Source organism: Stenotrophomonas sp. 22692, assembly GCF_052045015.1.
GTDB classification, from domain to species: domain Bacteria; phylum Pseudomonadota; class Gammaproteobacteria; order Xanthomonadales; family Xanthomonadaceae; genus Stenotrophomonas; species Stenotrophomonas geniculata.
Genome location: NZ_JBQEMR010000022.1, coordinates 1 through 20,103, shown reverse-complemented (window position 1 = coordinate 20,103; position 20,103 = coordinate 1). Strand labels below are relative to the sequence as shown.

General features: G+C 65.8%; 19 protein-coding genes. 6 read left to right on the top strand and 13 right to left on the bottom strand.

Translation table 11 applies throughout. From position 1 onward, the window contains the following. Positions 1–25: 25 nt before the first annotated feature. The 7 genes from atpG to ACTJJM_RS14710 form a co-directional block, all read right to left on the bottom strand. Positions 26–889: a F0F1 ATP synthase subunit gamma gene (atpG, locus tag ACTJJM_RS14740; protein WP_010481324.1), complete on the bottom strand. Its 864-nt coding sequence runs from the start codon at positions 887–889 to the stop codon at positions 26–28. Between the two features lie 83 nt (positions 890–972). Then, complete coding sequence (gene atpA / locus ACTJJM_RS14735; RefSeq protein ID WP_005411130.1) at positions 973–2,520, bottom strand: F0F1 ATP synthase subunit alpha; 1,548 nt, start codon at positions 2,518–2,520, stop codon at positions 973–975. Between the two features lie 44 nt (positions 2,521–2,564). Continuing rightward, on the bottom strand, positions 2,565–3,092 hold the full coding sequence (locus ACTJJM_RS14730; protein WP_010481321.1) for a F0F1 ATP synthase subunit delta: 528 nt from the start codon (positions 3,090–3,092) through the stop codon (positions 2,565–2,567). A 2-nt stretch (positions 3,093–3,094) separates the two neighbouring features. Beyond that, positions 3,095–3,565, bottom strand: coding sequence for a F0F1 ATP synthase subunit B (locus tag ACTJJM_RS14725; RefSeq protein ID WP_005419512.1), 471 nt, complete (start codon positions 3,563–3,565; stop codon positions 3,095–3,097). A gap of 106 nt (positions 3,566–3,671) precedes the next feature. Further along, positions 3,672–3,977 carry a F0F1 ATP synthase subunit C gene (atpE, locus tag ACTJJM_RS14720; RefSeq protein ID WP_005411133.1) on the bottom strand — a complete coding sequence of 102 codons (306 nt, stop codon included), beginning with the start codon at positions 3,975–3,977 and terminating at the stop codon, positions 3,672–3,674. Between the two features lie 73 nt (positions 3,978–4,050). After that, positions 4,051–4,851 carry a F0F1 ATP synthase subunit A gene (gene atpB / locus ACTJJM_RS14715; RefSeq protein ID WP_010481316.1) on the bottom strand — a complete coding sequence of 267 codons (801 nt, stop codon included), beginning with the start codon at positions 4,849–4,851 and terminating at the stop codon, positions 4,051–4,053. 31 nt (positions 4,852–4,882) lie between these two features. After that, positions 4,883–5,248: a hypothetical protein gene (locus ACTJJM_RS14710; protein ID WP_006394654.1), complete on the bottom strand. Its 366-nt coding sequence runs from the start codon at positions 5,246–5,248 to the stop codon at positions 4,883–4,885. A 459-nt stretch (positions 5,249–5,707) separates the two neighbouring features. On the opposite strand from ACTJJM_RS14710, the gene ACTJJM_RS14705 reads away from it, so the two are divergent. Further along, positions 5,708–6,526, top strand: a complete 819-nt coding sequence (locus ACTJJM_RS14705) for a hypothetical protein (RefSeq protein WP_010481314.1) — start codon at positions 5,708–5,710, stop codon at positions 6,524–6,526. Between the two features lie 443 nt (positions 6,527–6,969). Here the strand turns inward: ACTJJM_RS14705 and lpdA are convergent, their stop codons facing one another. From lpdA to ACTJJM_RS14690, 3 genes are all read right to left on the bottom strand, one after another. Further along, positions 6,970–8,778 carry a dihydrolipoyl dehydrogenase gene (lpdA, locus tag ACTJJM_RS14700; RefSeq protein ID WP_043401095.1) on the bottom strand — a complete coding sequence of 603 codons (1,809 nt, stop codon included), beginning with the start codon at positions 8,776–8,778 and terminating at the stop codon, positions 6,970–6,972. 106 nt (positions 8,779–8,884) lie between these two features. Then, positions 8,885–10,588 carry a dihydrolipoyllysine-residue acetyltransferase gene (aceF, locus tag ACTJJM_RS14695; RefSeq protein WP_338712950.1) on the bottom strand — a complete coding sequence of 568 codons (1,704 nt, stop codon included), beginning with the start codon at positions 10,586–10,588 and terminating at the stop codon, positions 8,885–8,887. A 167-nt stretch (positions 10,589–10,755) separates the two neighbouring features. Further along, complete coding sequence (locus ACTJJM_RS14690; protein WP_029379745.1) at positions 10,756–11,271, bottom strand: DNA-deoxyinosine glycosylase; 516 nt, start codon at positions 11,269–11,271, stop codon at positions 10,756–10,758. Between the two features lie 186 nt (positions 11,272–11,457). Here ACTJJM_RS14690 and ACTJJM_RS14685 point away from each other — a divergent pair, with 186 nt between their 5' ends. From ACTJJM_RS14685 to glpK, 3 genes are all read left to right on the top strand, one after another. After that, positions 11,458–12,093, top strand: a complete 636-nt coding sequence (locus tag ACTJJM_RS14685) for an OmpW/AlkL family protein (protein ID WP_053443555.1) — start codon at positions 11,458–11,460, stop codon at positions 12,091–12,093. Positions 12,094–12,338: 245 nt separating this feature from the next. Then, the gene (glpD, locus tag ACTJJM_RS14680; RefSeq protein WP_440865785.1) at positions 12,339–13,841 is read left to right on the top strand and encodes a glycerol-3-phosphate dehydrogenase; all 1,503 of its coding nucleotides are present in this window, start codon (positions 12,339–12,341) and stop codon (positions 13,839–13,841) included. Between the two features lie 106 nt (positions 13,842–13,947). Next, positions 13,948–15,447, top strand: a complete 1,500-nt coding sequence (gene glpK, locus ACTJJM_RS14675) for a glycerol kinase GlpK (protein ID WP_197597962.1) — start codon at positions 13,948–13,950, stop codon at positions 15,445–15,447. 100 nt (positions 15,448–15,547) lie between these two features. On the opposite strand, the gene ACTJJM_RS14670 is transcribed toward glpK, so the two are convergent. Then, the gene (locus tag ACTJJM_RS14670; RefSeq protein ID WP_010481303.1) at positions 15,548–16,342 is read right to left on the bottom strand and encodes a MetQ/NlpA family ABC transporter substrate-binding protein; all 795 of its coding nucleotides are present in this window, start codon (positions 16,340–16,342) and stop codon (positions 15,548–15,550) included. A gap of 26 nt (positions 16,343–16,368) precedes the next feature. Further along, positions 16,369–17,340, bottom strand: a complete 972-nt coding sequence (locus ACTJJM_RS14665) for a helix-turn-helix transcriptional regulator (RefSeq protein ID WP_010481302.1) — start codon at positions 17,338–17,340, stop codon at positions 16,369–16,371. An 81-nt stretch (positions 17,341–17,421) separates the two neighbouring features. On the opposite strand from ACTJJM_RS14665, the gene ACTJJM_RS14660 reads away from it, so the two are divergent. Further along, the gene (locus tag ACTJJM_RS14660) at positions 17,422–18,024 is read left to right on the top strand and encodes a LolA family protein (protein ID WP_010481299.1); all 603 of its coding nucleotides are present in this window, start codon (positions 17,422–17,424) and stop codon (positions 18,022–18,024) included. Positions 18,025–18,131: 107 nt separating this feature from the next. Continuing rightward, a complete protein-coding gene (locus ACTJJM_RS14655) occupies positions 18,132–18,908 on the top strand; it encodes a DUF481 domain-containing protein (RefSeq protein ID WP_010481298.1) in 777 nt (258 codons plus the stop codon). Between the two features lie 128 nt (positions 18,909–19,036). On the opposite strand, the gene hemC is transcribed toward ACTJJM_RS14655, so the two are convergent. Next, entirely contained in the window at positions 19,037–19,948 is a 912-nt protein-coding gene (gene hemC, locus ACTJJM_RS14650; RefSeq protein WP_019338866.1) for a hydroxymethylbilane synthase, read from the bottom strand. Positions 19,949–20,103: the final 155 nt, after the last annotated feature.

Genomic DNA, 20,103 nt, shown 5'->3' with positions numbered 1-20,103 from the left:
AAATGTGTGCTTTGAACGAACGCGGTCAGACTGCTGCCGCGCCGCCGACGATTTCGGAGATTTCCTGGGTGATCGCTGCCTGGCGCGCCTTGTTGTAGACGAGCTGGAGGGTGCCGATCAGCTTGTTGGCGTTGTCGCTCGCCGCCTTCATCGCAACCATGCGTGCGGCATGCTCGGAGGCGACGTTTTCCAGCAGTGCCTGGTACACCAGCGACTCGATGTAACGCGTCATCACGTGCTCCAGCACGGTCGCGGCATCGGGTTCGTACAGGTAATCCCAGTCGTGGTGAGCGACCTGCTTCTCAGCCGGCGGCAGCGGCAGCAGCTGATCGAAGCTGGCCTTCTGCACCATGGTATTCACGAAGCGGTTGTAGACCAGGTACACGCGGTCGACCTTGCCTTCGGTGAAGGCGTCGAGCATGACCTTGATCACACCGATCAGCGATTCCAGCTTCGGCACATCGCCGATGTGGGTCACGCTGCCGACCATGTTGACCTTCACGCGGCGGAAGAAGGTCGATGCCTTCTGGCCGATGGTCACCAGGTCCACTTCCGCACCCTTGTCCTGCCATGCCTTGGCTTCGCCCAGCATCTTGCGGAACAGGTTGTTGTTCAGGCCGCCGGCCAGGCCGCGATCGGAGGAGATCACGATGAACCCGACCCGCTTGACCTGCTCGCGCTCGACCAGGAACGGATGCTGGTAGTCGGTGCTGGCCTGGGCCAGGTGGCCGATCACCTGCTTCATCGCCTGCGCGTACGGACGCGAGGTCTTCATCCGATCCTGCGCCTTGCGGATCTTGGAGGCCGAGACCATTTCCAGGGCGCGCGTCACCTTGCGAGTGTTCTGCACGCTCTTGATCTTGGTTTTGATTTCGCGTCCGCTTGCCATCTCTTGTTTCCCGTGGCGCGGGGCTGATGCCCCGCGTTGTTCAACCGTTTGAGCGGGGCGAGCCCCGCTCTACGAGCGCTGGATTACCAGCTGCCGGTGGTCTTGAACTCGGCGATGCCCTTCTTGAAGGCACCTTCGATGTCGTTGTCCCAACCGCCGGTGGCGTTGACCTTGCTGACCAGTTCGCCCTGGGTGTTGGCGAAGTGGGCGTGCAGGCCTTCTTCGAACGCCAGCAGCTTGTTGACCGGCACGTCGTCGAGGTAACCCTCGTTGACGGCGTAGATCGACAGCGCCTGGTTGGCGATCGACATCGGCGCGTACTGCTTCTGCTTCATCAGCTCGGTGACGCGCTGGCCACGCTCCAGCTGCTTGCGGGTCGCCTCGTCCAGATCCGAGGCGAACTGCGCGAACGCAGCCAGCTCGCGGTACTGGGCCAGCGAGATACGGATGCCGCCCGACAGCTTCTTGATGATCTTGGTCTGGGCCGAGCCACCGACGCGCGACACCGAGATACCGGCGTTCACGGCCGGGCGGATACCGGCGTTGAACAGGTCGGTTTCCAGGAAGATCTGGCCGTCGGTGATCGAGATCACGTTGGTCGGAACGAAGGCGGACACGTCGCCGGCCTGGGTTTCGATGATCGGCAGCGCGGTCAGCGAACCGGTCTTGCCGGTGACCTTGCCTTCGGTGAACTTCTCGACGTATTCCTCGGACACGCGGGCAGCGCGCTCGAGCAGGCGGGAGTGCAGGTAGAACACGTCACCCGGGTAGGCTTCACGGCCCGGCGGGCGCTTCAGCAGCAGCGAGATCTGGCGGTAGGCAACGGCCTGCTTGGACAGATCGTCGTACACGATCAGCGCATCTTCGCCGCGGTCCATGAAGTACTCACCCATGGTGCAGCCCGAGTAGGCGCTGATGTACTGCATGGCAGCCGATTCGGAAGCGGTCGCGGCCACCACGATGGTGTGGGCCAGCGCGCCGTTCTCTTCCAGCTTGCGCACGATGTTGGCGATGGTCGAAGCCTTCTGGCCGATCGCAACGTACACGCACTTGATGCCGGTGCCCTTCTGGTTGATCACCGCATCGATCGCCATCGCGGTCTTGCCGGTCTGGCGGTCACCGATGATCAGCTCGCGCTGGCCACGGCCGATCGGGATCATCGAGTCGACCGACTTGTAACCGGTCTGCACCGGCTGGTCGACCGACTTGCGCCAGATCACGCCCGGAGCAACACGCTCCACCGGAGCGGTCAGGTCGGTGCCCAGCGGGCCCTTGCCGTCGATCGGTTCGCCCAGCGCGTTCACGACGCGGCCCAGCAGCTCCGGACCAACCGGCACTTCCAGGATGCGGCCGGTGGTCTTGGCGACGTCGCCTTCGCGCAGGTGCTCGTAGTCACCCAGCACCACGGCGCCGACCGAGTCGCGCTCCAGGTTCAGGGCCAGGGCGAAGGTGTTGTTCGGCAGTTCGATCATTTCGCCCTGCATCACGTCGGCCAGACCGAAGATGCGCACGATGCCGTCGGACACGCTGGTCACGGTGCCTTCGTTGCGCGATTCCGCGGCCAGCTTGACCTTCTCGATGCGGTTCTTGATCAGTTCGCTGATTTCGGAGGGGTTGAGCGTGGTTGCCATCGTCAAGTCCTAGTGCCGGCAGCGGGGCCGGACGTTAAATGAATTCAGTTAGCGAGCGCGGTCTGCAGACGGGCCAGCTTGCCCTTCAGCGAACCATCGATGACCACGTCGCCGGCGTCGATCACGGCGCCGCCGATCAGCGAGGCATCGACCGCAGTGGTCACATCGACCTCGCGGTTGAAGCGCTTGCGCAGCGCGACCTTGATCGCGTCCAGCTCACTGGCCGACAGTTCGGCGGCCGAGGTGACGGTGGCCTTGACCACGTGCTCGGCTTCGGCGCGCAGGGCGTCGAACATGCCGGAGATTTCCGGCAGCAGCGGCAGACGATGCGATTCGGCCAAGATGGCCAGGAAGCGCGAGTAGGTCTCGCCGTGCGACACCGGCGCCAGCAGGGCGACGGCGTCGTCACGACCCAGCTCCGGGTTGGCGAGCAGGGCCGCCACGCGCGGGTCGGCGGCGACGTGGGCGGAGAACGCCAGGGCGTCCGACCACGGCGCGAACGCGCCTTCGTCGCGCGCGGTCGCGAACGCGGCGCGGGCGTACGGGCGGGCAAGCGTGAGGGCCTGGCTCATCCTTAGATCTCCGAGGCCAGCTCGTCGAGCAGCGCCTTGTGGGCGTTGGCGTCGATTTCGCGCTTGAGCAGCTTTTCGGCACCGGTCACGGCCAGCGCGGACACCTGCTTGCGCAGATCTTCACGGGCACGGTTGGCGGCGGCGTCGATTTCAGCCTGGGCCAGTTCCTTCTGACGGGTGGCTTCGGTGATCGCTTCGTTACGGGCAGCATCAACGATCTGGTTGGCACGTGCGTGGGCCTGATCGATGATCTCGTTGGCCTTGGTGCGTGCTTCCTTCAGCGCTTCGTTGACCTTCTCCTGCGCCTGGGCCAGATCTTTCTGGCTGCGGTCGGCAGCAGCGAGGCCTTCAGCAATCTTCTGCTGGCGCTCTTCGATCGCGTTCATCAGCGGCGGCCAGATCTTGGTCGCGATGATCCAGATCAGACCAGCGAAGGCCAGCGCCTGCGCAAGAAGGGTGAAATTGATATTCATGGTTAGCTCGATCGCTGGTTTCGGGGTGGACGCGCCGCCGTAGCGGCGCATCCGGCCTTCATCCGAAACCGGGTGCATCAGCACCCGGTCGTCTCAAACCGCTGTATCAGCCGGCCAGAGCCTTGGTGACGGCGCCAGCGAAGGCAGCCGACAGCGGGTTGGCGAAGGCCAGCAGCAGGCCGACGGCGACCGAGATGATGAACGCGGCGTCGATCAGGCCGGCGGTGATGAACATACGGACCTGCAGGACCGGGATCAGTTCCGGCTGGCGGGCGGCCGACTCCAGGAACTTACCAGCCATGATGGCCAGACCCAGACCGGCGCCCAGCGCGGCCAGGCCGATCATGATGCCGACGGCAAGGGCGGTGGAGCTCTGAATCTGCGCGAAGTTGGTCAGGACGGCGAAGTACATGGTTATCTCCAGGAACTTAAGTTGCTAAGGGTGATGAAACGGATGAAGGTTGAAACGCGTTGAAGCTTGAAACTCAGTGAGCGTCTTCCGACAGGCTCAGGTACACGATCGACAGCATCATGAAGATGAAGGCCTGCAGCGGGATCACCAGCAGGTGGAACAGCATCCAGCCGAGGCCGAACACACCACCGGCAATGGCACCGAAGAAACCGGCACCACCCAGCACCCAGATCAGCAGGAACACGATTTCGCCGCCGAACATGTTGCCGAACAGTCGCATCGCCAGCGAGATCGGCTTGCTCAGCCACTCGACGATGTTGAGGATCAGGTTGAACGGCATCATCCACTTGCCGAACGGCGCCGTCAGGAATTCCTTGATGAAGCCACCCAGGCCCTTCGACTTCAGTGCGAAGAACAGCATCAGGAAGAACACGCTGATGGCCATGCCCAGGGTGGCATTGACGTCAGCGGTCGGGACCGGCTTCCAGTAGTGCACGCCCACCCATTCCAGCGGCTTGGCGATGAAATCGGCCGGGATCATCTTCAGCAGATTCATCAGCAGAATCCAGAAGAAGATGGTGATGGCGATCGGCGTGACCAGCTTGCTCTTGCCGTGGTAGGTGTCCTTGGCCTGGCGGTCGACGAACTCCAGGCAGATCTCGACGAAGGCCTGCCACTTGCCCGGCACGCCGGCGGTGGCCTTGCGGGTCCCCAGCCAGAACGCGACAACGATCACCAGGCCCATCAGGACCGCAGTGAGGAAGGTATCGACGTGGATATGCCAGAACATACCCTCACCCTTGCCGACCGGTGCGGTCAGGTTGTGCAGGTGATGCTGGATGTAGCTGGTAGGGGTTAGAGCCTCGCCCGCCATGTGTCCGGAACCTTCAGTTAATTGAATTCTGTCAACGCCTGGCCATGGCCAGGACCTGGAACATCAAGCCGACGGCGATACCGGCCAACAGCGCCAATGCAGGCAGCTTGAAGACCAGGAACCCCACCAGCAGGACGCCGAAAACCACCACCCACTTGGCCACGATCGCAATGATCAGGCGAGCCATCGCCGATCCTGCGGCCAGTGCCCCACCACCCAGTGCCATCCGTGCCGCCACCCAGCCACCGGCCGAAATGGCCACACCGGACGCCAGCGCGCCGAGGGCATATTTCGGACCTACCAGCAGGAAGGCCAGGGCCAGGACAGCCACTGCGGCCAGCGGGTAGACCGCGGCGCGCAGCATCAGTCGCCGACCCGCATCAACGGAGTTCAGCACAGGACGTCCCGCGTGGTTGCAAGTGGAGGGCTGAGGCGGCTACAGCAGGGGGGCCTCATCGAGCCGCCAAATTATAGCAATGGGACAATTTGCGAGACAACCGCTGCCTGTTCATCCCGGGAAGCCGCAAGTTGCGGTAACGGTTACATTTTTGCGTGCCACCCGGGGGACAATGACGTCCGTATGATGCTGCGGCGCAATATTGAACTTTGGTCGCATCCGGCGGAACTTTCGCCGAATGCGCCGGTCCGATCTTTCGACCTGCCTGCAGCAACCTCGTCGACGCTCCGCCCCGCAGGTCCCACGATGGCCCCGAAGCCCGTCTCCGGGGCCATCTTTTTGCATCGTCGCGACAGCGCTGAACCGTGCACACGCCGTGGACCATACGTTCACGGATGGTGGACGGGCCTGTCCGGCACAGTGGTCTTCATTCTGATGAACCACTGCAAGGACTCTTCGATGCGCCCTGTACCCACCCTGCTCGCCCTCTCCCTGCTCGCCGCCGGCGCCTCGTTCGCCACTGCCGCCCACGCCGCTGAAGGCGACGACCGCTTCGCCCTGCGCCTGGGTGCGATGAACATCGACTCGGACAATACCCTCCGCGGCAAGACCAACGTGGCCGGCCAGGACATCGGTTTCTCCGAGGACTTCAAGCTGGGTGGCAAGGAGTGGGAACCACGCATCGACGGCATGTTCCGCATCAGCAACCGCCAGCGCCTGCTGTTCAACTACTTCAAGTACGACAAGGACCGCCGCGAGACTCTCGGCCAGGACATTTCCTTCGGTGACGTCAACGTGCCGTCGGGCAGTTTCGTCAAGGGCGAGCTGAAGTACCAGGTCGCCAGCCTGGTCTATGACTACTCGGTGGTGGACACCGACACCTTCGACCTCGGCCTGCAGCTGGGTGCCGAGTACGCCAAGGTGAGCACCAAGGCCTACGCCGATCTGGGCACCGTCTACGAAGGCCAGTTCCTCAACGAGAAGACCGACGGCGTGGCACCGGTGGTCGGTGCGCGACTGAGTTTCACCCCGTCCGAGAAGTGGATGATCACGCTGCAGGGCCAGTACCTCAACACGCGCTGGGGCAGCTTTGATGACTACAAGGGCGACCTGAGCCGCGCCAACGCCATCGTCGATTACCGCTTCACGAAGAACTTCGGCGTGTTCGCCGGCTATGACTGGTTCAAGCTGGACGCGGACAAGAAGGGCAGCGACGGCACCATCGGCCTGAAGCAGGAATTCAAGGGCCCGGTGGCCGGCGTCAGCTTCGTGTTCTGACACCCGCCCCTTCCACGGCATTCTCTCTCCTGGCGCGGCCTCCGGAACATCGGGGCCGCGCTTTTTTGTTTGCACGGTCAAGCAGAAGCGGGTTGGTCGAGCGCGGGGGGAGAGGGGCTTGCGAGCGAATGTCCCCCGGCGCCGGCCTGCGGCCGTCACCTCCTCCTTTACTTCGCACGCAAGCCCCTCTCCCCCCGCGTGTCAGGCATCCGGGCGGCTTTGGCACTGGCTCTTACTATCCGCAAGCCGAGCCGCTGCGTGGGTGGCAGGCGTTTGGACAAAGTAAAGGAGGAGGCGACCGCCACAGGCGGGCGACGGGGGACATTTGTCCAAATGCCTGCCACCCGCGCTGCGGCCCGAACGCTCGCAATGAGAGTGATCGAGGCTCAACAAAAAAACCCCGGCAAATGCCGGGGCTTTTCATTTGGAACGGCGCTGACGCCTTACTTCTTCTTCGGCATGTACAGATCGGTGATCGTGCCGTCGTAGATTTCCGAGGCCATTGCCACCGATTCGCTCAGTGTCGGGTGCGCATGGATGGTGTGGCCGATGTCTTCGGCTTCGGCACCCATCTCGATCGCCAGGCCGATCTCGGCCAGCAGGTCACCGGCATGCACGCCGACGATCGCGCCGCCGATGATGCGGTGGGTCTCCTCGTCGAAGATCAGCTTGGTGAAGCCCTCGGTGCGACCGATGCCGATCGCGCGGCCGCTGGCGGCCCACGGGAACTTGGCCACGCCGACCTTCAGGCCCTTGGCCTTGGCTTCGGTCTCGGTCACGCCGACCCAGGCGATTTCCGGGTTGGTGTAGGCCACCGACGGAATCACACGGGCCACCCACTCCTTCTTGTGGCCGGCAGCCACTTCGGCGGCCAGCTTGCCTTCGTGCGTGGCCTTGTGGGCCAGCATCGGGTTGCCGACGATGTCGCCGATGGCAAAGATGTGCGGCACGTTGGTGCGCATCTGGCGGTCGACCGGAATGAAGCCGCGGTCGGTGACCTGCACGCCGGCCTTTTCCGCATCGATCTTCCTGCCGTTCGGCGAGCGGCCCACGGCCACCAGCACGCGGTCGAAGGTGCCCTGCGCCAGCGCAGGCGCCTGGCCTTCCTCGGCAGCTTCGAAGGTCACGGTGATGCCCTTGGCATCGGCGGTGACGCCCGAGGCCTTGGTCTTCAGGTGCACTTCGATGCCCTGCTTCTTCAGGCGGTCAGCCAGCGGCTTGACCAGGTCCTTGTCGGCGCCCGGCATCAGCTGGTCCATGAACTCGACCACGGTGACCTTGCTGCCCAGCGCACCGTACACGGTGGCCATTTCCAGGCCGATGATGCCGCCGCCGACGACCAGCAGCGAAGCCGGCACTTCAGCCAGCTCCAGCGCGTCGGTGGAATCCATCACGCGCTTGTCGTCCCACGGGAAGTTCGGCAGCTTCACCGCCTGCGAACCGGCGGCGATGATGCACTTCTGGAAGCGCAGCAGCTGGGTGCTGCCGTCAGCTGCGGTGATTTCCAGTTCGTTGGCGGAAACGAACTTGCCGACGCCCTGCACGTTGCGGACCTTGCGCTGCTTGGCCATGCCGGCCAGGCCCTTGGTCAGCTGGTTGACGACCTTTTCCTTGTACTGGCGCAGCTTGTCCAGGGTGATGGTCGGCTTGCCGAACTCGACGCCGAAATCACCGGCGTGGGCGACCTCGTCGATCACCGCAGCAGCATGCAGCAGTGCCTTGGACGGAATGCAGCCAACATTGAGGCAGACGCCGCCGAGGCTGGCGTAGCGCTCGACCAGCACCGTATCCAGGCCGACGTCTGCGGCGCGGAACGCCGCCGTGTAGCCGCCCGGACCGGAGCCCAGCACAACCATCTCGCATTCGATGTCGGCCGGCTTGCCACTGGACAACGCCGGCTTCGGTGCGGCCGGTTCGGCCGGGGCGCGGTGCGACGGGGTCACCGGCGGCTTGCTGGCCGGAGCAGCTGCTGCCGGAGCCGGCGCAGCGGCCTTGGCTGGGGCTTCGGCGACGCCTTCAGCGTCCAGCACCACGACCACGGCACCCTCGGACAGGGTGTCGCCCAGCTTGACCTTGATTTCCTTGACCACGCCAGCAGCCGAGGACGGCACTTCCAGAGTGGCCTTGTCCGATTCCAGGGTCACCAGACCCTGATCCTTCTTCACCGTGTCGCCAACGGCGACCAATACTTCGATCACCGGCACATCGCTGTAATCGCCGATGTCGGGAACCTTGACTTCAATCGTGGCCATGGTGGTTTTCCTCGTGCCCGCCCGGCATGGCCGGCGGACTGTCACTGCATCTGTTCACGCGGCCGCGCCAGGGGCTGCGGCCGCACGGTGGGGGCGAAGCGGTGCCTTACAGCAGCACGCGGCGCATGTCGGCCAGTACCTGCGACAGGTACGTGGTGAAGCGTGCGGCCAGGGCGCCGTCGATGACGCGGTGGTCGTAGCTCAGCGACAGCGGCAGCATCAGCTTCGGCGCGAATTCCTTGCCGTTCCAGACCGGCTGGATGGAGGACTTGGACACGCCCAGGATGGCCACTTCCGGTGCATTGACGATCGGGGTGAACGCAGTGCCACCGATGCCACCCAGCGAGCTGATCGAGAAGCAGCCGCCGCTCATGTCGGCCGGGCCCAGCTTGCCGTCGCGCGCCTTCTTGGCCAGTTCGCCGGTTTCCTGCGCGATCTGCACCACACCCTTCTTGTCCACGTCGCGGATCACCGGCACGACCAGGCCGTTCGGCGTATCGGCGGCAAAGCCGATGTGGAAGTACTTCTTCAGGGTCAGGTTTTCACCGCTGGCATCGAGCGAGGCGTTGAACTCCGGGAACTTCTTCAGCGCCGCGGCGCTGGCCTTGATCAGGAAGGCGAGCATGGTCAGCTTGATGCCGGCCTTCTCGTTTTCCTTGTTCAGCGCCACGCGCAGGCCTTCCAGATCGGTGATGTCAGCCTGCTCGAACTGGGTGACGTGCGGGATCATGGCCCAGTTGCGGGCCAGGTTCGCACCCGAGATCTTCTTGATGCGCGACAGCGGCTGGACTTCGGTCTCGCCGAACTTGCTGAAGTCGACCTTCGGCCACGGCAGCAGGTTCAGGCCACCACCGGCAGCGACGGCAGCACCGCCGGCAGCCGGCACGCCACCGCTGAGTGCGGCCTTGACGAACTTCTGCACGTCACCCTTGGTGATGCGGCCACCCTTCTCGGTGCCGTTGATCTGCAGCAGGTCCACGCCCAGTTCGCGGGCGAACACACGCACCGCCGGGGTGGCATACGGCACCTTGGCCGGCAGCACGCCATCGGCGTTGAACTGCACCGGCGGGCTGGACGGGGTACCGGCCGAGGCGATCTCGCGGGCCGCCAGCTTGTCCGGCTGCGCCGGCACAGCGACCGGCTCGACCTTGGTGGCGGTCTCGGCGGTAGCCGGAGCGGCGGCTGCGGTAGCCTTGGTCGGCGCCGGTGCGCCAGCGCCCTCGGCTTCGATGATGGCGACCACATTGCCCTGCGACAGATTGTCGCCAACCTTGACCTTGATCTCCTTGACCACACCGGCCACCGACGACGGCACTTCCATGGTGGCCTTGTCGCTTTCCAGCGTGACCAGGCCCTGGTCCTTCTTGACCGTGTCGCCGACGGCGACCAGCACTTCGATGACCGGGATACCGGAGTAATCGCCGATGTCCGGCACCAGCGCCTCCACCGCGCCACCGCTGGCGGCCGGGGCAGCAGCGGCCGGAGCCGGCGCGCTCTGGGTAGCGGCAGCCGGGGCAGCGGCCTTGGCCGGTGCCGGAGCAGCAGCGGCCGGCTTGGCGGCTTCGCCTTCGGCCACTTCGATCAGCGCCACGACCTTGCCTTCGGACAGGCTGTCGCCGACCTTGACCTTCAGTTCCTTGACCACGCCAGCCACCGACGACGGCACTTCCATGGTCGCCTTGTCACTTTCCAGCGTCACCAGGCCCTGGTCCTTCTTGACCGTGTCGCCGACGGCGACAAGCACCTCGATTACCGGGATATCGCTGTAGTCACCGATATCGGGGACAAGTGCTTCCTTGATTTCGGCCATGGGGATAACTCCGGCAATCTGGTGTAGGGAAACGTCTATTGTGCGGCCAGCGGGGGCCAGCGCCAACCGTTACAGGTGTTTTCAGTACTCACGCAGCCGGGACACGCTGTTGCTCATGGGTTGCGGCCGCGACCAGTCGGTAGCGTATTGTCCGGACGATGTCCGCTTCATGTCGCCAGTGCGTCGGCTACCGGCTGCCAGGCCTGGCGCAGCCGCGGCAGCGACCAGGCCGCGTTGGCCGGGCTGGTGGACGGCAGTGCCAGCAGCCTTGGCGGAGTCTCCAGGCAGGGCAGCACCCAACGCTGGAATGCCTTCAGCGAAGCGGCACCGTTGCAGCCGATCAGCTCCAGCTCAGGAAGCGAAGCGATCAATGCCGGCAGCGCATTGGGCACTTCCGTGCCACGCACGATGTCGGCATCCAGGCTGCCACGCCGCTCGCACTGGCCGATCACATCCCACAGGCCGATACCTGCCGCCTGTAGTGCCTGCAGTCGCTGCGCATAGGGCAGACCCGCGTCGAAGCCACAGATATCGGCCAGCACAGGCCAGAAGCGATTGCGCGGATGCGCGTAGTAGCGCTGCTCCTGCAATGACGCAACGCCGGGCATCGAACCCAGCAGCAGCACCCGGCACTTCATGTTCACCTGCGCTTGCAGGCCGATGCACACCGTTGCTTCGCTCACATCTTCTCCAACTGCATGAATGTCGCCGAAGGCCGAAAAGCCCATGAAAACAGGCTTTTCGCTCCGGTCGCTGAACAAGGAAAACTATTTTTTAACGTGCGTCGGATTTGATTCATGTTGGGGCGACTACGGTGTGCTCGCCCCGCAACCGGGGGCCCAAAACAAGAAACATTAGGAGATACCCCCATGCGCTCCATCCGTATCCTGAGTCTCGCCCTGCTGACCTCCGCCGCCTTCGCGCCGGCCGCTTTCGCCCAGGACAGCAGCAGCACCGACACCGCTTCGGGCAAGCATTTTGCCGTTGTTGGCGGCATCTCGCTGCTGGAACCGAAGAACGACCCGATCACCGGCGTGAAGAAGACCGATGGTGGCCCGGCGCCGACCGTCAGCTTCAGCTACTACATCAACGACAACTGGGCCGTTGAGCTTTGGGGCGCTGCCGACAAGTTCGACAACAAGTTCAAGGGCCCGGGCAACGCCCGCCTGGGCTCGGTCGAGCAGCAGCCGATCGCGCTGAGCGGCCAGTACCACTTCGGCCAGGCTGACAACGTGTTCCGCCCGTTCGTGGGCGTGGGCTACTACCAGTCGAGCTTCAGCAACGAGAAGCTGGGCAACGGCGCTGACACCGACATCCGCTTCAAGGATGCCAAGGGCGTGATCGGTACCGTCGGCGTGGACATGAACATCAACTCCACCTGGTTCGCCCGTGCCGACGCCCGCTACATGCGCGCCCGCCCGGACGTGAAGGTTGGCGGCGAAAAGATCGGCGAAGCCAAGATGGATCCGTGGACCGTCGGCTTCGGCATCGGCGCCCGCTTCTGATCCAGGCTGCACCTGCTTCACTGATGTAACGCGACGGGCCCTTCGGGGCCCGTCGTCGTTTCCGTCACCCGCGTTCCACCTGTAGAGCCGAGCCCATGCTCGGCTGCTTTTATGTAGAGTCGAGCCAAGCCCCTATCCCGAGTCGACCGGCGGGCTCCGCGCGCATTGCGATGCGTTACGTTCAATGGCGCCCACGGTCAATGGTGGCGCGGCTCGGCTCTACATAAACAGGATGCGGAGGCACGATGCACGACGTCGACCTGCTGGTGATCGGTGGCGGCATCAACGGCGCCGGCATCGCCCGTGATGCCAGCGGCCGCGGCCTGCGCGTGCTGCTGTGCGAACAGCACGACCTGGCCGCGCATACCTCCAGTGCCAGCAGCAAACTGGTCCACGGCGGCCTGCGTTACCTGGAACAGGGCGAGCTGGGCCTGGTGCGCAAGGCGCTGGGCGAACGCGAGGTGGTACGCCGGCAGGCGCCCCATCTGGTCCATCCATTGCGCTTCGTACTGCCGTGGGAGCCCCACCTGCGCCCGCGCTGGATGCTGCGCATGGGACTGTGGCTGTACGACCACCTGGGCCGGCGCAGCCCGGCATTTCCCGCCTCGCACGCCCTGGACCTTCAGCGTGATCCGCTCGGCCCTTGGCTCTCTCCGGACCTGCGGCAGGCCTTCAGCTACGCCGACGCGCAGGTCGATGACGCGCGCCTGGTGCTGCTCAACGCCCTGGACGCTGCCCAACGTGGCGCGCAGGTACATGTGCGCAGCCGCTGCATCGAGCTGCGCCCTGTACAGGGCCGTTGGCAGGCCCTGCTGGAATCTGCCGACGGACAGCAGCATGTGACCGCGCGCGCCGTCGCCAATGCGGCCGGCCCATGGGCCGGCGGCCTGCTGGAGCAGATGGAGGCACGCAGCGGCGGCCCGTCACTGCGGCTGGTACAAGGCAGCCACATCGTGCTGCGCTGTCCCTGGCCCGATGACAGTGCCTGCCTGCTGCAGCAGCCCGATGGCCGCGTGGTGTTCCTGCTGCCGTTCGCCCACGATCATCTGCTGGTCGGCACCACCGACACCGACTACCGCGGTGACCCGGCGCGCTGCGGCGTACTGCCCTCCGAGGTGAGCTACCTGTGCGCGGCCGCCAACCGTTATCTGCGCGAGCCGATCACTGCGCAAGACGTGGTCTGGCAGTTCGCCGGTGTGCGCCCACTACTGGCCGACCCGGACCCGCGTGCGGCAAAGCTGAGCCGAGACTACCGCCTTCAGCTGCAGTCCGACCCGGCGCCGGCGCTGCATGTGCTGGGCGGCAAGCTGACCACCTACCGGGTGCTGGCCGAAGAAGCGCTGAACCTGCTGCGGCCAGCTCTGCCACAGATGGGACCGGCCTGGACGGCAGATGGAGACCCGCTGCCGGGCAGCGACTGGGGTGACGCCGCACAGGCGCGCTCCCGCCTGCGGGCGCTGGCACCGTGGTTGCCCGAGGAAATCGCACGCCGCTGGGCCGGCGCCTACGGCAGCCGCAGCGCGGAGCTGCTGCATGGCCTGCAGGGTGTGAACGATCTTGGCGAGGACTTTGGCGGCGGCCTGCATGCGCGGGAAGTCGCCTTCCTGCGTGAGCACGAATGGGCCCTGGATGCCGAGGACGTGCTGTGGCGGCGGAGCAAGCTGGGGTTGCGGCTGGATGCGGCGCAGGTGGCGCGGCTGCAGGCGTGGATGGGGGGGCGGATCCCTTTCTCACGGAACGGGCTCTGACCCCCCGTGTTGCCACGTGTGCCAACCAGGGTTGGCAGCTACCAGGGCGGCCGCGCGCGACGCGATCGATGCATTAGGATCTCCCCATCGCTACCGGAGACGCTGCATGACGCCCCGCTACGTGCTGGCCATCGACCAGGGCACCACCAGTTCGCGCGCGATCCTGTTCGACCGTGCCGGCGACATCGTCGGCAGTGCACAGCGCGAATTCGCACAGATCTTCCCCCAGCCCGGCTGGGTCGAGCATGACCCGCGCGAGATCCTTACCAGCGTCTATGCCACGCTGACCGAACTGCTCAGCCGCGGGCAGATCGACCCGCGCCATATCGCCGCACTGGGCATCACCAACCAGCGCGAAACCACCGTGGTCTGGGACCGTGCCACCGGCCAGCCGATCCACAATGCCATCGTCTGGCAATCGCGGCAGAGCCACGCCATCTGCGAGCGGCTGAAGTCCGACGGGCATGAAGCGCTGATCCGCGAGCGTACCGGTCTACTGATCGACGCCTATTTCTCCGCCACCAAGGTGCGTTGGATTCTTGATCACGTGGAGGGCGCGCAGCAGCGCGCCGAGCGCGGCGAACTGCTGTTCGGCACCATCGACAGCTGGCTGGTGTGGAACCTCAGTGGTGGCCAGGCGCACGTGACCGATTACAGCAATGCCGCGCGCACGCTGCTATTCAACATCCACACGCTGGACTGGGATGACGACCTGCTGGCGCTGCTGGACATCCCGCGCGCGATGCTGCCGCAGGTGCGCGATTCCAGTTCGGTGTATGCGCACACCCGGCCGCAGTTCTTCTTCGACCACCCGATCCCGATTGCCGGCATCGCCGGTGACCAACAGGCGGCACTGTTCGGCCAGGCCTGCTTCCAGCCAGGCATGGTCAAGAACACCTATGGCACCGGCTGCTTCATGCTGATGCACACCGGCACGCAGGCGGTGCGTTCGCGCAACGGCCTGCTGACCACCATCGCCTGGGGCCTGGACGGGCGCGTGGAATATGCACTCGAGGGTTCGATCTTCATCGCCGGCTCGGTGGTGCAGTGGCTGCGCGACGGCCTGCGGATGATCGAGCGCGCCAGTGACAGCCAGGCGCTGGCGGCGCAGGTGCCCGACAGCGGCGGCGTCTATCTGGTTCCCGCCTTCGTCGGCCTGGGGGCGCCGTACTGGCGCAGCGATGTGCGCGGCGCGATGTTCGGCCTGACCCGCGGCACCCGCAAGGCACACTTCGTGCGCGCGGCGCTGGAAGCGATGGCCTACCAGACCCGCGACGTGCTCGATGCGATGCAGTCCGATGCCGGTATCGCGCTGACCGAACTGCGCGCCGATGGCGGCGCGATCGGCAACGACTTCCTGGCCGGCTTCCAGGCCGACATCCTTGGGGTGCCACTGCTGCGGCCGCGGCTGACCGAGACCACCGCACTGGGCGCGGCCTACCTGGCCGGGCTGGCGGTGGGGTTCTGGTCCAGCCGCGAGCAGATCGCCGCGCAGTGGGGCCTGGACCGGCGCTTCGAGCCACAGATGGACGAGGTCCGGCGTGAAAAACTGTATGCAGGATGGCAGCAGGCCGTTGCCGCCACCCTCGCCTTCCACGTCGACTGACTTTGTAGAGCCGAGCCATGCTCGGCTGCCGTTGGTGGGGCGCCACAAAAAAGCAGAGCCGAGCATGGGCTCGGCTCTACAGGGACATTGGCGCCGGCAATCAGAACGCCGGCAGCACCGCGCCCTTGTACTTCGTCTCGATGAAGGCCTTCACCTGCGGGCTGGTCAGGGCCTTGGCCAGCTTCTGCACGCGGGCGTCGTCCTTGTTGTCCGGGCGCGCGACCAGGAAGTTCACGTACGGCGAGTCCTTGCTCTCGATCGCCAGTGCATCCTTGGTCGGGTTGAGGCCGGCGTCCAGCGCGTAGTTGGTGTTGATCAGGGCCAGGTCAACCTGGTCCAGCACGCGCGGCAGCATCGCCGAGTCCAGCTCGCGGAACTTCAGGTTCTTCGGATTGGCGGTGATGTCGCGCAGGGTCGACAGCGCGTTGGTCGGATCCTTCAGCTCGATCACGCCGGCCTTGTGCAGCAGGATCAGCGCACGGCTGTTGTTGCTCGGGTCGTTCGGGATCACCACGTCGGCGCCTTCGCGCAGCTCGGCCAGCGACTTGATCTTGCGCGAGTACGCACCGAACGGCTCGATGTGCACGCCGATCACCTTCACCAGATCGGTCTTGCGGTCGCGGTTGTAGGCGTCCAGGTAAGGCTCGGTCTGGAAGTAGTTGGCGTCCACCTGCTTCTGCACCAGCTGGTCGTTGGGCTGCACGTAGTCGTTGAATACGCGCACGTCCAGATCCACGCCTTCCTGCTTGAGGATCGGCTTGACCACTTCAAGGATCTCGGCATGCGGCACGGCCGTGGCGGCCACCACCAGCTTCTGCGAGGGCTCGCCGGACGTGCCGCAGGCGGTCAGGGCCAGCGCAGCGGCGAGCAGGGGCAGCAACAGGGTCTTCTTCATGGGCGGGAGGGTTCTCGGGGGGAGTGTCAGGAGTTGTCGTAGTTGCTCAGGGCGAGCTCAAGCAGCGCCTTGGCCTGCTCGCGCAGCATCACCGGTTCGACGATCTCGGCATCCGAGCCGTAGTGCAGCACGTCCATCAGCAGCTCGCGCGAGACACTGTACGGCACCTTCAGTTCATAGCGGCCGTCGGCCAGGAAGCGGCCCTGCTGCTTGGAATGCCAGTGCTCGTCGGCCACCCAGCGCGCGGCCTTGGCGCTGAACAGGATGGTCGCCCAGCCCTTCGGCGCGCCGGAGAAGATGCCGTAGCTGGCCCCCAGCTGCTCGTCCAGTTCGCTGTCGGCCACGTCGCGGGCGGTGCTGTCGATCACCCGCGCCTTGTGGATGCGATCCACGGCAAAGCTGCGCAGCGCCTCGCGGTCATGGTCCCAGGCATCCAGGTACCAGTTGTCGCGGTAGTGGGTCAGGCGCTGCGGCGAAACGGTGCGCTTGGTCGGCTCGTCGGTGGAGCGGGCGCGGTACTCGAACGCCAGCTGGCGGCGCTCCAGCACCGCCGAAGCCACGCTGCGGAAGCTGCCTTCATCGAACTTGCGGCCACGGTGCGGAATTACCCGCACGCGGTCCACCGGCCAGCTGGAAACACCAGCCTGGGCTGCCAGCAGGCTCTCGATGCGCTGCTGCAGAGGTGCCAGCACCGAGGACAGCACGCCGCCGCCGGTCCGCGCCAGCAGGTGCTGCGAGGCCAGCAGGGCATGCAGTTCCTCCGAGCTCAGCCACAGGCCGGGCAGCTCGAAGCGGTCGCTCTCGTCGGCCTGGTAACGGAAGCCGGCCTCGCCGTCGCCCTCGATCGGTGCCATCAGCGCGTCGCGCAGGAAGGCCAGATCGCGGTAGACGGTGGCACGGGAGCAACCGAGCTTGTCCTGCAGGGTCGCCACCGTCACCGGATAGCGTGCGGACTTGAGCAGACGATGCAGGGCGGTGATGCGTTCGTATCGGTCCATACCCCCGATTATGTCCGAGTCGCGGGTCTTGTGTGGGACGTTTGGGCTATCGTGGTCGCCCCCACCCCTCTGGAACACCCGATGCGCCGGTTGCCTGCCCTGTCCCTGCTGGCCTGCCTGCTGCTGGCCGCCTGTGATCGCGCCCCCGCGCCGGCCAGCACCGACGCGCCCGTGCCTGCGGCGGATCCGGCGCAGGCGGTACTGGGCGCCAGCCAGCGCTTCTCGGCCCTGCGCAGCTTCCACGCCGAACTGGAGGTGCTGGGTGCACCGCAGCCGGTGCGCAGCGCCATGGACTTCGTCGCCCCCGACCGCTTCCGGGTGCAGACCCCGGCCGGTCCGCAGACGATCATCGGCGACACCATGTTCCTGCAGGCCGACGACGCGATCCGGCAGGTGCCGACCCCACCGGGTCTGCTCGAGCAATGGCGCAACCCGCTGCCGGCCGATGCCCTGCCTGCCGATCTGCAGGCCGAAGACCTGGGCAGCCAGTCGCTGGACGGGGTCGAGACGCGTCACTACCGCCTGCGTGGCGCGCAGCCCGGCGAACGCCTGGAGTACTGGGTGGACGCGCAGGGCCTGCCGCGGCAGATCGTCCGCAGCGGCAGCAGCAATGGCCGCAGCTTCCAGCTGCGCCTGCGCTATTCGCGCTTCAACGACCCGGCATTGCGCGTCGATCTGCCCTGAATAGGCGATCGCGGCAACGTCTGCTGAAGAAACCGTTTGGATCGATTCGGACCGCCATCACGCTTCCAGTATCATCACCGGCTGTCAACCGCTTCGGAGAAGCCCCGATGTCCCTGCGCGTGTCCCTGCTGATCCCCCTGCTGCTGTGCGCACCGCTCGCGTATGCGCAGGATGCCTCCGAACTGGCGGCGATGTCCTCGCCGTGGAGCGGCAGTGGCGGCGAGCTCGGCTTCGCTTCGGCACGCGGCAACAGCAGCACCGAGAGCTTCAACGGCCGCCTGCGCCTGCGCTACACCGATGGCGACTGGGTGCACAGCATGGACCTGGCCGGCCTGCGTTCCAGCTCCAAGGTGATCGAGACCCGTGACGACGGCTCCACCAGCCGCCGCAACAACACCACCGCCAACCGCTACACCGGCAGTGCCGGCAGCGCGCTGCAGCTGGGCGAGCACCGCCAGCTGACGGCCACGGTGCGTACCGAGCGCGATGACTTCGCCACCTACGACCGCCAGAGCTCGTTCGGTCTGGGTTACGGCACCCGCCTGTGGAACACCGAGCGTTTCTCGTTCGACGCACAGATCGGCCCCGGTGTGCGCCGCACCCACAGCACCGAGGACGACCGCACCCGCACCGGCATGATCGGCCGCGGCCTGTTCGACATGAAGTACTCGCTGACCGACAACACCGACCTGGTCAACACCCTGCTGGTCGAATCGGGTTCCTACAACACCTTCGGCCAGAACGACTTCGGGGTTTCGGTGAGCATGAACGAGCATCTGGCGCTGAAGGCCGGCTGGCAGGCGCGTTACAACAGTGACGTGGCCGAGGACAAGCGCAAGACCGATACGCTGACCACGATGAACGTGGTCTACAAGTTCAAATAAGCAGAACGGGCGCCGAGGGCGCCCGTTTCGTTTTTGTAGAGTTGAGCCATGCTCGACTTGAGCGCGAAGCCCGGGATTTTCCCGGCGAAGAGCAGCCGAGCATGGCTCGGCTCTACAGACATCGGGGCTCAGGCGTTCAGCAGTTCGCCGGCGCCATCGTCCAGCAGCAGCTTCGCCACGCGCTGGCCCAGCGCTTCCGGGGCATTGGCCGGGCCCACCGCCTCGGCACGCACCGCACGGCCATCGCTGGCGCTGCCAACCAGCCCCTGCAGGTGCAGGTCGTCGCCCTGCCACTGCGCGATGGCCGCAACCGGTACATGGCAACTGCCATGCAACGCACGGTTCATCGCCCGCTCGGCTTCCACGCAGGCACGCGTGGTTGCGTCATCAAGCGGGGCGAACAACGCCATCAGGCGCGCATTGCCGCCATCGCACTCCACTGCCACCGCGCCCTGCGCCGGGGCCGGCAGCCACTGCGGCGGTTGCAGGCGCGCGACGATGCGCCCGCCCAGGCCCAGACGCTCCAGGCCGGCCACGGCCAGCACGATGGCGTCGTAGCCGCCGTTGTCGAGCTTGGCCAGGCGGGTGTTGACGTTGCCGCGCAGGTCCAGCAGCTCCAGGTCCGGGCGCAGCGCGCGCAGCTGGGCCTGACGACGCAGCGACGAGGTACCGACCCGCGCGCCGATCGGCAGCGCGTCCAGCGAGGCGTACAGATTGGAGACGAAGCCATCGGCGGGATCGTGGCGAGTCAGCATTGCCGGCAACGCGAACGGCGCGTCCAGTTCCATCGGCACATCCTTCAGCGAATGCACGGCGCAGTCGGCCTCGCCACGCAACATGGCCAGCTCCAGTTCCTTCAGGAACAGGCCCTTGCCACCAATCGCGGCCAGCGAACGGTCGAGCACCTCGTCGCCGCGGGTGCTCATCGGCACCAGTTCCACATGCAGGCCGGGGTGGGCCTGGCGCAGGCGGTCGGCGACGTGTTCGCTCTGCCAGAGGGCGAGCGGGCTCTTGCGGGTGGCGATGCGGACGGTTTCCATCCGGTCATTATCGCGCCTCCGGCGGGGATACGGCCAACGGCGGAGCCCCTCGTGGCTGGCGCGAACGGCTGGTTCATTGCGCTAGGCCGGGCGGGGTGGGTTCGCGGGGGACGCCGTAAACCCATCCTTGGGGGCTTGGCCGCGGCATCCATGCC